The organism is Pantoea sp. WEP, assembly GCF_041678305.1.
GTDB lineage: Bacteria > Pseudomonadota > Gammaproteobacteria > Enterobacterales > Enterobacteriaceae > Pantoea > Pantoea dispersa.
On record NZ_JBGNXB010000002.1, the window covers coordinates 146,366 to 158,124 of the forward strand.

The 11,759-nt window shown below is 56.0% G+C and carries 11 protein-coding genes; 5 read left to right on the top strand and 6 right to left on the bottom strand.

Annotated features, from left to right (window positions below; genetic code table 11):
- The first annotated feature begins 9 nt into the window (after window positions 1-9).
- Window positions 10-339, top strand: coding sequence for a hypothetical protein (locus tag ABVR31_RS19795; RefSeq protein ID WP_222952075.1), 330 nt, complete (start codon window positions 10-12; stop codon window positions 337-339).
- On the opposite strand, the gene ABVR31_RS19800 is transcribed toward ABVR31_RS19795, so the two are convergent.
- A complete protein-coding gene (locus ABVR31_RS19800) occupies window positions 323-1,135 on the bottom strand; it encodes a DUF4225 domain-containing protein (RefSeq protein WP_372774216.1) in 813 nt (270 codons plus the stop codon). The genes ABVR31_RS19795 and ABVR31_RS19800 overlap by 17 nt on opposite strands.
- Window positions 1,136-1,462: 327 nt before the next feature.
- On the opposite strand from ABVR31_RS19800, the gene ABVR31_RS19805 reads away from it, so the two are divergent.
- Together ABVR31_RS19805 and uraH are read left to right on the top strand one after the other, a co-directional pair.
- Entirely contained in the window at window positions 1,463-2,563 is a 1,101-nt protein-coding gene (locus tag ABVR31_RS19805) for an NADH:flavin oxidoreductase/NADH oxidase (protein WP_104187344.1), read from the top strand.
- Window positions 2,564-2,692: 129 nt separating this feature from the next.
- Window positions 2,693-3,106: a hydroxyisourate hydrolase gene (gene uraH, locus ABVR31_RS19810; RefSeq protein WP_372774218.1), complete on the top strand. Its 414-nt coding sequence runs from the start codon at window positions 2,693-2,695 to the stop codon at window positions 3,104-3,106.
- A gap of 186 nt (window positions 3,107-3,292) precedes the next feature.
- Here the strand turns inward: uraH and ABVR31_RS19815 are convergent, their stop codons facing one another.
- Window positions 3,293-4,132 (bottom strand): helix-turn-helix transcriptional regulator, encoded by an 840-nt coding sequence (locus tag ABVR31_RS19815; protein WP_132463893.1) that lies wholly within the window; start codon window positions 4,130-4,132, stop codon window positions 3,293-3,295.
- Between the two features lie 99 nt (window positions 4,133-4,231).
- On the opposite strand from ABVR31_RS19815, the gene ABVR31_RS19820 reads away from it, so the two are divergent.
- Window positions 4,232-5,128 (top strand): SDR family oxidoreductase, encoded by an 897-nt coding sequence (locus ABVR31_RS19820; RefSeq protein ID WP_372774220.1) that lies wholly within the window; start codon window positions 4,232-4,234, stop codon window positions 5,126-5,128.
- 115 nt (window positions 5,129-5,243) lie between these two features.
- Here ABVR31_RS19820 and ABVR31_RS19825 read toward each other — a convergent pair whose 3' ends face one another.
- The 4 genes from ABVR31_RS19825 to ABVR31_RS19840 form a co-directional block, all read right to left on the bottom strand.
- Window positions 5,244-6,482 carry an aromatic amino acid transporter gene (locus tag ABVR31_RS19825; RefSeq protein ID WP_088517257.1) on the bottom strand — a complete coding sequence of 413 codons (1,239 nt, stop codon included), beginning with the start codon at window positions 6,480-6,482 and terminating at the stop codon, window positions 5,244-5,246.
- Window positions 6,483-6,640: 158 nt separating this feature from the next.
- A complete protein-coding gene (locus tag ABVR31_RS19830) occupies window positions 6,641-7,651 on the bottom strand; it encodes a Gfo/Idh/MocA family protein (RefSeq protein WP_058770196.1) in 1,011 nt (336 codons plus the stop codon).
- 31 nt (window positions 7,652-7,682) lie between these two features.
- Window positions 7,683-8,504, bottom strand: coding sequence for a TIM barrel protein (locus tag ABVR31_RS19835; RefSeq protein ID WP_058759140.1), 822 nt, complete (start codon window positions 8,502-8,504; stop codon window positions 7,683-7,685).
- A 147-nt stretch (window positions 8,505-8,651) separates the two neighbouring features.
- Entirely contained in the window at window positions 8,652-10,097 is a 1,446-nt protein-coding gene (locus ABVR31_RS19840; protein WP_058759139.1) for a sugar porter family MFS transporter, read from the bottom strand.
- Window positions 10,098-10,414: 317 nt separating this feature from the next.
- On the opposite strand from ABVR31_RS19840, the gene ABVR31_RS19845 reads away from it, so the two are divergent.
- Window positions 10,415-11,758: an MFS transporter gene (locus ABVR31_RS19845; protein ID WP_372774223.1), complete on the top strand. Its 1,344-nt coding sequence runs from the start codon at window positions 10,415-10,417 to the stop codon at window positions 11,756-11,758.
- The last annotated feature ends 1 nt before the right edge of the window (window position 11,759 follow it).

Here is an 11,759-nt window from a genome sequence, read left to right on the forward strand (position 1 = left end):
ATGAAATCCATGAAAATTAGCGAAGAATCACTGCTGGAGTCCGGCTTCAGTCATAAAGATATCCAGAAAATCAAAAGCAATGTGGAAAATTTCGGGGGAACTCTTGATGAAGTGGTTCAGGATTTAGCAAAACGATTTAATGTAGCTAAGTGGATAACTATTATTGCTTTTTTAATCCTGATTTTTACATCTGTTTTATCTACAAAAAATAACACACTCTCTCTGGCTTTTGCTTTAATTGTAGGGTTACCTTTTATCTGGTATTTGACGCCCGCCAAACTCGCTTTTAAAGCCTGGCGGTATAAAAAACATGCTTCCGGGATTAAGGGCGATCTTTAATTGTCATCAGATCAAAAATAACTTTGGCCTTCACGCCGTATCCAACTATTTTCATGGTTAGTTTTGGCCGACTTAACGTACTGACTTTCCTGTAATAATCGATGGGCATATAGCGAAATAGTCTCCATGCTCCAGGCTTTCTTATTAAGCCTAAGATGCTGTAAGCGTTAGCAATAAGTGAGATTGATTTATATACGCCTAATCCACTTTTAGAACTAAAACCCATAAATTCAGCCGTAGACATAGCAGCATTGGCAGCGAACCCTTCAGATGAAGAATCATGAAGGACCTGATGGCTAAATTCTTTACTAAGGCCATTGAATCCATCCACAACGAGTATTGCGCCAGCCAGCACACCCAATGGATTAGCGCTAGCCAGTAGCGTTGTTCCTAAAGCTATTTCTGCGCCCGAAAGCACTACATTCACAGCAGAAATCACATAACCGACAATTTTGTTATTTTCCCGGACGAACTCCACTTTGGCGTAAAGTTTCGCAGTATTCCTGCGCAGCATTTGCCCCTGCTCTGCAAGATTTTCGGTCTCTGCCCTGAGATTTTTTACGCAGGCCATGCACTCTTCATCAGACTTTGCGCGCCGGGCAATCGAGAACTGCTCTTCAATCACATCCCTTATTTCCTGCACAAACTGGAGTCGCGTAAGTCCATCCCTGATGTGAAACCCGGCTTCACGGTTAGCCGTTTCAATCAGCTTACGGGCTTCAAGATTGACCATCGATTCTGCCCAGGCCCTGTTGCGCCCATTTGAACGCATCATTGCGAGTAGTGCTTCATCCATTTCACAGTTCCTTTGATTAGCCAATAATTCGATAATACTTAATCAGATCCCTCTTTAACATGAGGAGTTATTTTGGGCCGCTGGGTTTACGCCTGTCCAGAATTCCTTAGCGTTAGCTTGCATTCTGTTGAGCCTCAGCCCCTGGTTTGAATAAATGGCGCTAGTCAGCTTTACCGGCACGTTAGCCGAACCCGGCGCCATTACATCAATCACTAAAAGTATGTTGTAATTAATGTGTGTCATTGCCGCTTACATCTGGCATTGCTGCAAATCCGGCTGCAGCTCCTATGCTGTAGGGAGTCATTAACGTGCGGATATGAGGTATGCATGAGTTTACTGTTTAGCGCGACGCAGCTTGGCGAGTTGTCGCTGGAAAATCGCATTGTAATTGCACCGATGTGCCAATACTCAGCGGAAGAGGGTCAGGCAACGGCCTGGCACCGCATTCATCTCGGCCAGCTGGCGCTCTCCGGCGCGGGACTGCTGATTATCGAGGCAACGGCGGTGGAAGCTATTGGCCGTATCACACCGGGCGACCTGGGGTTATGGGACGATGCCACTGAAGCCGCGCTGGCCAGCGTGCTGCAGGACGTGCGGCGCTACGCTACCCTGCCGATTGGCATTCAGTTGGGTCACGCCGGGCGCAAAGCGTCCTGTGCTGCGCCATGGCAAGGCGGTGCGCAGCTCTCTGAGGAACACGGCGGCTGGCAGACCGTCGCGCCGTCTGCGCAGCCGTTTGGACAGGATGAGCGTCCGCCGGCCGCACTCAGCAAACAGGATCTGGCGCAGCTGAAACAGGCCTTTGTCGATAGCGCTCTGCGCGCGGTACGCATCGGCATTCAGCTGGTCGAACTGCATGCTGCGCACGGCTATTTGCTGCACCAGTTTCTGTCGCCGCTCAGCAACCAGCGTGACGATGAATATGGCGGCTCATTAGAGAACCGTCTGCGTTTCCCGCTTGAGGTGTTCAAGGCGCTGCGCGCTGCGCTGCCGGCGGAAATCCCGGTTGGCGTGCGGCTTTCTGCCACCGACTGGATCGAGGGCGGCTGGGATAATCAGCAATCGATTGTTTTCAGCCAGCAGCTCGAAGCCGCAGGCTGCGCCTATATTCACGTCTCCAGCGGGGGGCTGGCACCGCAGCAGCAAATCAGCGTCGGTCCAGGTTATCAGTTGCCGTTCGCCCGCGAGATTCGCCAGCAGGTCTCGATTCCGGTGATTGGCGTGGGGCTGATTACCGAACCGAAACAGGCCGAGCAGGCGCTGCAGGAGCAAGATGCCGATTTGATCGCGCTGGCACGCGCGGTGCTGTATGACCCACGCTGGCCATGGCACGCCGCCGCCGAACTGGGTGCGCAGGCCAAAGCGCCGCCTCAGTATCTGCGTTCCGAACCGCACGGCCTGAAAGGCACCCTGATTAGCAACCAGTAGTTTCCCTGACCGGCAGCCGCCCGGTTGCCGGTTCTGCTCTGGGAAATTTCACAGATTTCAGCCCGTTGTGCGCGACTGCACTGTTTTCGTCTTATGCTTTCCCGGCCAATTAACCAAAAGGAAGATGAGATGAAATTGCAGCATTATTTACTGGGCGGCGCGCTCTGCGCTTTCAGCGTGAGCGGCCTGGCCGCTGAGATAAAAAATCCCCTGAGCGTGCATGTGCTGAATCTGCAAACCGGTGTACCGACCGCAGGTATTGAGGTCGAGCTGGATAAGAAACAGGGTGAAGAGTGGGTGAAACTGGCGCAGGGCACCACCAACGAACAGGGACGTATTCCAGCGCTTTACCCGGCGGGCCAGAAGGCGCAGACCGGGATTTACCGCGTAATTTTTAAAACCGGTGACTATTACAAAAAAAACGCTCAGCCGACCTTTTTCCCGGAAATTCCGGTGATGTTCAACCTGGATAATGCCGAGCAGCACTACCATATTCCACTGCTGCTCAGCCAGTACGGCTACTCCACCTATCGCGGCAACTAAGCCAAAAGGCGCTGCGGACGGTATATTTATACCAGTACGTTTTGTTGAACCGTTGCCTCGTTAAGCGATTGAATCAGGCAGGAGAACCTCTATTTCGTTTCTCCTGCCCATTACAGGGTAAGCCTGTTTTTTTCGACTGGTGTGATTGCTATAGCGTGCTGGCTGACGCATTAAAAACTGCCTGACTCAGCTTTCGCGCTGAGCTGGGTTCTGTGAAATCCAGCGCTCTGTTTTCGCTCTGCTTTCATCGGTTGCCGGATTAAAGAGCATCATCGTTAAATCCGGCCTGCCTTCAACTGAAAAGGTCGAAAACTCCAGGGCAATCGTTCCCATTTGCGGATGATGCAGCACCTTAAACCCTTCGCCATGCCCGGCCACATCGTTGTTACGCCACAGGCGGGCGAAGTCAGCACTTTGAGCGGATAGCTCCTCAACCAGTCGATCAATTTCCTCTGAAGCACCCAGGCGCGCGGCATCCGCCCGAAAGGCGTTGACGATGAGACGGGCCACGCCCTCCCAGTCGTCTTGCATCCCCCGCGCTTCCTGATCGGTAAACAGCAGGCGCAGAATATTGCGCCGCGCGGGCGGAAGTTGCCCGTAATCCTTCAGCACAACCGTCGCCGGGTGATTCCATGCCACCACATCCCAGGTGGCGGTTTTAATAATCGCCGGAATCGTCAGGCTTTCCAGTACGCGTTGCAGCCGTGGGGTTATGCTGTCGCACCGACTTACCCGGTTTTCTGGCGGATGCCCAAACGCGAGGATAAACAGATGATCGCGCTCGGGAGACGTAAGCCGCAGCCCGGCAGCAATGCGGTTCAGTACCTCACGCGAGGGCGCTCCCCCGCGGCCCTGCTCAAGCCAGGTGTACCAGGTCGGGCTGATATTCGCGAGCTGGGCAACCTCTTCGCGGCGCAGGCCCGGTGTACGGCGGCGGCCGGGCAAAAAACCAAACGAAGCCGGGTCAATTGCCAGACGGCGTGCCCTTAAAAACTCACCCAGCGGATTTTCAGAAAGCAGCGTCATAAATCACCCTGTTAATGTTTATACCCTGATAACCTCACTACTTTAATAGTAAAAGATCCGCGCTTACGCTGTCGCACTAAATCACTCAGGAGACAGGCTATGCGTATTTTTATAACGGGTGCGACGGGCTTTATCGGCTCACGCGTTGTATCGGCCCTGCTGGCTCGCGGCCATCAGGTGACCGGTCTTGTACGTTCAGAAGAAGCAGCTCAGCAGTTAAACGATAAGGGCGCCACAGCCCAGCGCGGTACGCTGGAAGATCCCCAGGCGTGGATTGCCGGCATTGAACAATGTGATGCGGTGATCCACACCGCTTTCGATCATAATTTCAGCCGTTTTGTCGAAAATTGCGAAAAAGACCGCCGCGTTATTCGCGCGATTGGCTCTGTATTGCAGGGCAGTCAGCGTCCGCTGCACATCACTTCTGGTACCGGAATGGGTGATGACGGCAGCGGCCAGCCCGCTCTTGAGCAGAATTTCAACCCGGCACACCCTAACCCACGCGTCGCCTCGGAGCTGGAAGGTACTAAGCTCCTTGAATCGGGAATCGATCTACGTGTGGTGCGCTTACCTCAGGTTCACAACACCGAACGTCAGGGATTAATCAGCTATTACATCGCTCTTGCCAGGGAGAAAGGCGCGGCAGCTTATATCGGCGGAGGTGAAAACGCCTGGTGCGCGGCACACGTTGATGACGTCGCCGGGCTGTACGTAAAAGTGCTTGAGCAAGGCGAACGCGGCAAACGGTATCATGCGGTAGCAGAGGAAAGCATTGCCTCACGGCTGATTGCTGAAACCGTAGCAGCAGGTCTGGGGATTCCTGCCGTTTCGCTGAAACCCGACCAGGCCGCGGAGCATTTCGGCTGGTTCGCCGCTTTCGCCAGGCTGGATCTGCGTGCCAGCGGTGCCTGGACGCGTCAGCAGCTCAACTGGCAGCCCAAAGGACCGGGTCTTATCGCTGATTTAAGCAGAGTGAATTATTCAACCCAGTCGTAGCCCCAGCGCCGGGTAGCGGCGCAATTCATCGCGCAATTTACAACGCTGCGGCGGATGGATTCGCGCGATAAATCGCGCCGCTACGAATACCTCTGAACCCCACGACTCTCGCCACTCAGGCCGCAGCAAATTGCGGTAACACACCCAGCCAGCTCAGCGTCCATGCCAGCACATTCAGCGCGCCGAAAAGCAGCACCAGGCCAATCGCCAATGGCGTACGCGGCCGATCGGCAAAGCGCTGTTGCGCACGCCGCGCCAGCAGCGCCGGAATAATCACCGCCCACAGCGTGGCAAACAGACCGGCAAAACCGATGGCGGCGACGAAGCCATGCGGCCACCACAGCGAAGCGAGCAGCGGCGGCAAAAATGTCAGGCAGGCGGTTTGCAGCCGCGCGCGCGGGGAATGCCCCCAGCCGAGGCGGTCGGCGATGAAATCAAACAGTCCTGCCGTCACGCCGAGAAACGAGGCTATCACTGCAAAATGTGAGAACACCGACATCATCAGCGACAACGCGCGCACGTGCAGATGATCGCGCAGCGCGGCCATCAGCGCGGCAATATCTCCACCCTGCTGCACGATGTCAGGAAACACAGCGCGCGGCAAATTCCCCATGGTGCAGACAATCCAGAACAGGTAAAGAGCCAGCGACATCAGCGTGCCCAGCACCAGCGCGCGAGTCACCGGCGACTCGCGGCGCTGATAATAACTCACCAGTCCGGTGATGTTACCGTGATAGCCAAAAGAGGCCAGACAGAACGGCAGCACGCCCAGCGCGTAAGGCCAGTAGCTGTCTCCCGGCGCAGCGGCAGCGAACAGCGAGGGCACGTCTACCTGGGTTAACAGTCCGCCGAAAAGCAAAATCAATAGCAGGATTTTTGCCAGCACGCAGAACGTCATCAAACGACTGACGCCGGTGGTGCCGAGCCATACCACGGCGGCGACACACAACGTCAGTGCGATTTTGGCCCCGGCGGTTGAGAGCGGCACGCCAAGCTGATTCAGCGAGTGCTGATAAACCGGACCGCTGGCTGAAATATAAGCGTAGGTGAGAATGCCCAGCACAAACAGGATGCTGAGGCCATTGATACTGGCCCAGCCGCGCCCGAGCAAATCGCGCGTCAGCGTATCGTAACCCGCGCCCGGCGGATAATGCAGGCTGACACGCATAAACAGCAGCCCGGAGAGCAGCATTGCGCCCCAGCTGATGCCCAGCAGCAGCAGCGCCCAGCCAAACCACGCCCCGGCCATCACGATCGGTAACGTAAACATACCGGCGCCCACTACCGTCCCACAGATGATCATGGCGCCCCACCATACCGAGGGCTGGCGGCGCGCCATTACGCTCTCCGTCATCACACTTTTCCTTGCACAACATAAAGGCGGCGATGATACACGGGATCGGTAACAAATGTGAGGCGCGGGCGGTGACTGACAGGAAGATGGCTGTCAACAGGTGACAACGTCACATATAAGCGCACCGGTTAGGGTGCGCCAGCCGCGATGTGACGGGATTAACGATAGAAAGCCGGACGTGGCGGCATGGTAATCGGGACAATGTCACCGTTGTTCTGTGCCGCGACACAGGCATCGGCCGCCACGGCGGCGGCATAGCCGTCCCACGCCGACGGGCCTGTCATATTGCCCGACAGCACGTTGTTAATGAAATCCTGCAGCTCAACGTCATACGCAGCGATAAAACGCTTTTTCCAGTCGGTCAGGATGCCGGTAGAAAGCTGCGCCGCGTGGCGGGTCTGTACCGACATTGGTTCAGGCAGGCGGGCAATGCCGCTCTCGCCAACAACCTCACACTGAATGTCGTAACCATAGGCACAGTTCACGAAGATCTCGACATCAATGCGGATGCCCTTCGCGGTTTCCAGCAGCACAATCTGCGGATCTTTCAGGTGCGATGACGCGTGGCGGGTCTTGCGGGGGTAAATCACCTGCGCGCTGACGTAATCATCGTTCAGCAGCCAGCGCAGCACGTCAAGTTCATGGATCAGCGTATCGGTGATCGCCATATCGGTGGTATAAGCATCGCCGACCGCCGGATTGCGGTGCGCGCAGTGTAGCATCAGCGGCTCACCCAGGGTGCCGCCGTCGATAACCGCTTTCAGCGCGCGATAGCCGCTGTCGTACGGTCGCATAAAACCCACCTGCACCAGTTTTTTGCCCGCGGCAATTTCCGCTTCGACAATATTCATACAGCCCTGCGCGGTCACCGCCAGTGGCTTCTCGCAGAATACCGCTTTGCCGGCTTTGATGGCTGCCAGCACAAACTCTTCATGCGTCGGGCCCCATGAGGTAACCAGAATGGCCTGCACCTCCGGCGCGGCGATTAAATCGTGCGCGTTGTCGTAAATCTCCGCCTGCAAGCCGAGCTCGCTAATCACCTGCTCACAGTTGTTGCGATTGATATCATTAAGCGCGACCACGCGCGCATGCTGCAGCACCTGGCTGCAACGACGAATGTGTTCACGGCCGATAGCGCCAGTGCCGATTACACCAATATTGAGTGTCATGCGAGGTTCCTTCAGCAAAATGCCGGATTGGTTAGTGGTTGAGATAATCAATGCTGCTGCGGATTTCGCGCGCAATATCCTCAGCGCTCCAGCTCTCCATCACCGACGAAAACGGCTCGAAAGCATAAACACCGCGATAGCCCATCTCTTCCAGGCGCTGCACCTGCTCGCGGGATTTCAGCAGGTCATCCGCGCTCAGCATGATGCGCTCTTCGTCGGTGAGTTGATGAGTCGGGCGCGCATCCGTTACGCCAGAGAGATGCACCAAGCCGATGTGATTCACGTCTACGCCACCGGCGAAATCCTGTTCGGCGCCTTCGTACAGGTGATGATGGAAGGTATCCAGCACGATGTTAAACGGCACGCCGGCCTGAGCGATAAGCTGCTGCGCCAGCGCGGCGGAGCGCAGTGAGCTCTGCGGAAAACCGAGTGGTTCAACCAGCCCGGCAACACCATATTCGGCAAACAGCGGCGCCAGGGTTTGCAGTGCCTGTACGGTTTGCTCATTACTCACTGGCGTCCCATCATTGAGCGGACAGAGCACCAGCGCTTTCGCCCCGGTGGCGCGCGCATCGGCTAACAGCGCGCGCGTTTTTTTCAGCACCGCATCATCTAACTGATTGAAGGGATACACCGCGTTGATGGTTTCGATCTCAAGCTGATGCTGCGCTGCCAGACGACGCACTTCCTCACCGCCTGCGCCGTCGGTCACGCTGCCGCTTTTCATATCGTTGCGTATTTCAACTTTATTTAATCCCAGTTGTTCCACCAGCGCGAAGAATTCCGCCATGCTGAGATGAGGGGCAATTTTACGGTTAACACAGAATCGGTCACTGCTTATTTTGTAGGTCATGATCTTTCCTGGATAATAATCACTGGGTAAGGTTCTGTTTACTGCAAGATACTGACATGCCCTGATAGTAAGTTATCTTTTTTGTCCGCTCTGCGGCTTCTTTGAGTGATTTACATCAGCCTGAGCGCAATCTGATCGCCCTCACATTTAGCCTTTGCCGTCATACAGTTCATAGAAATAGTGTTCGACCTGTTCCAGGCTGCGCCCTTTGGTTTCCGGAATAGCACGCAGCACAAACAGGGCGCCGCCGATGCCGATCACGGCGAAGGTGAGAAACGCCCCGGCCAGGCCAAAGGCGGCCAGCAACAGCGGGAAGGCCATGGAAATGGCGAAGTTGGCAATCCACAAGGCAAAAACGGCACCGCCCATGCAAATGCCGCGCATGCGCGCCGGGAAGATTTCCGACAGCAGCAACCAGGTGACCGGTGACAGCGCGCCCTGCTGAAAACATAAAAACATCAGCATTCCGGCCAGTACCAGATAGGCCCGCAGCAGATTAACCGCACCACCGGCGTGATACTCCGGCATAAGCAGGCACACCGTGGCGATAAAGAACAGGCAGGCGGTACAGCCCATCTGCCCAATCAGCACCAGCGGACGACGGCCAACCTTACCGATTATCACGATCCCCACCAGCGTCATGATTACCGAGATCACGCCGTTGGCGATGGTGGCGAACAACGCCGCATCGTTGCTCAGGCCGGTAGCAGTGAGCATGGTTGGCGCGTAGTACATGATGGTATTCACACCGGTCAGCTGCTGGATGGCGGCAATGCCAATTCCCAGTAAAAACACTTTGCGCAACCATGGCGTGCGCAGGTCACGCAGGCGACCTTTGCCTTGCTGGCGATGCTCTTCGATGGTCTCTTCGATCTCCTCCAGCTCCCACTCTACGTCCTCCGCCGCCCGGGTTTTCTCCAGCACCCTGCGCGCGCCAGCAGTGTTGCCGCGCATGACGTGCCAGCGTGGACTTTCCGGCATAAAGATCATTCCGATCCACAACAGCACGGCGGGTACGGTGGAGATGGCCAGCATCCAGCGCCAGGTATGTTCGCCACCCCAGATTTCATTGAAAGTGGCATTGGAGACATAGGCCAGCAGCTGGCCAGAAACAATCATCAGCTCCTGCAGCGTCACCAGTTGACCGCGTTTATTCGCCGGAGCAATTTCCGCGATATACACCGGCACCGTGGCAGCCGCCCCGCCAACGGCAATACCAAGAAACAGGCGTGAAGCAATCATCGTCACCACATCAGGTGCGAAGGCAGAGCCGACCGCGCCGAGGGCAAAAATAAAGGCCAGCGTGATGATGATTTTGCGGCGCCCGAGGGCATCTGCGAAGTGCCCTGCCAGCAGTGCGCCAAAGGCAGCGCCGAACAACAGTGAACTGGTCACCAGCCCGGTAGTGAACGGCGTGAGATGTAAATCACTGCGCATGAAGAGCAGCGCACCGGATACTACGCCGGTATCGTAACCAAACAGCAGCCCGCCGAGTGTCGCCACCAGCGCGATGATTTTTACGAAGGGTTCGGTTTTTGTTGTGCTGTTGGGGCCGGACGCGGTGTTGGTGGAGAGATAAAGTTCTTTTTCCATAATACCTCCTGGTAAAAAATGCGTTAGGAAAAGCATCAGAACAAAGCAGCGCGTCCAGGCTATCGGCATTTTTATTTCATGTTAATTTATATTTGAAACCTGCTTTTCAAATTGTGAGTTCAAGCCTTTTGACCGGTTTATTTTGATGGATTTACATCAGCCGAAATAAGGAGAATGGAGATTGGGCGAGGTGGTTATGGAAGCGCAGCTGACCGGCCCCTTTACGCCGAGAGTCGCCACGCTTTGTGATCAATCGCGCAACAACTGCACAAACCTTCTTGTATGGTAGTCGCTCTTTAACCTCTTCGGGATTTGTCATGGCCTCTTCAACTGTTGCTCAATCTGATACCGCTGAAGCTCACCCTAAATCATTGATTCGCCGCGTCGCCAGCGCCTCGGCGATAGGCACGGCGGCAGAGTATTACGACTTTTTCGCTTACGGTACGGCAGCGGTACTGTTCTTTGGCCATCTGTTCTTTCCCAGCCACGATCCGCTGGTCAGCACACTCGCTGCCTTCGCCACTTATGCGGTTGGCTTCCTCGCACGTCCTATTGGCGGCATGGTGTTTGGGCACATCGGCGACAAAGTGGGACGCAAAAAGGCGCTGGTGGCGACCATCCTGATCGTGGGCCTTGGCACGTTCTGCATTGGCCTGTTGCCAACCTACGAAAAAATTGGCGTCTGGGCCCCGATATTACTGATTGCCATCCGCTTGCTGCAGGGGTTTGGCGTCGGCGGTGAACAGGCGGGCGCGGTATTAATGACGGCCGAATATGCGCAGCCTGCCCGGCGCGGTTTCTTTGCCAGCTGGGTGCAGATTGGTGCTCCGGTCGGGTTTCTGCTGCCGCTGGCGCTGTTCGCTGTGCTTAATGCCGCGCTGAACGCGGAGCAGATGATGGACTGGGGCTGGCGCGTGCCTTTTCTGCTCAGCGCGCTGCTGGTGATTGTCGGCCTGTTTATTCGCCTGCGCATTGATGAATCGCCGGTCTTCGCCGCCATTCGTGAAACCAAAGCGGCAGAATCCAGGCCGTTAAAAGAGGTGCTGCGTGGTAATCCGCGGCTGGTGGTCAACGGCGTGGCAGCGAAACTGATCGAAGCCTGCGCCTTCGCCCTGTTTACCGTCATCATCCTTGCCTGGGGTAAGGCTAATCAGCTTGATGCCGGCATTTTGATGAACAGTATGATCGTCGCGGTGATCCTCGAAGTCCTGGCGATCCCGCTGATGGGTGCCCTTTCCGACCGCATCGGTCGCAAGCCGGTTTATCTGATCGGCACGCTGCTGATCATGCTCTCGATCGTGCCATTTTTTCTCGCGCTGGCGCACAACAGCTACTGGCTCACGCAGATGGCGATGATCGTGGCGCTGACGCTGGGCCACAGCATGTGTTATGCCCCGCAGGCGTCATGGTTCCCCGAACTGTTTCCCACGCACATTCGCTGCAGCGGTATCGCGGTGATCTGGCAGATCGGTTCGCTGATCGGCAGCGGCGTACTCGGACTGGTGGCGGTGAAGATTCTGCAGGTGACCCATGGCCACTGGTATGGTCTGGCGCTGTATGTTGTAGTGCTGGGGGTGATTTCATTGTTCGGCCTGCTGCGTTTGCCGGAAACGGCGCCAGGCCGCCGCCAGGGTGAATATCACCCGTGGCAGCAGCATTAAC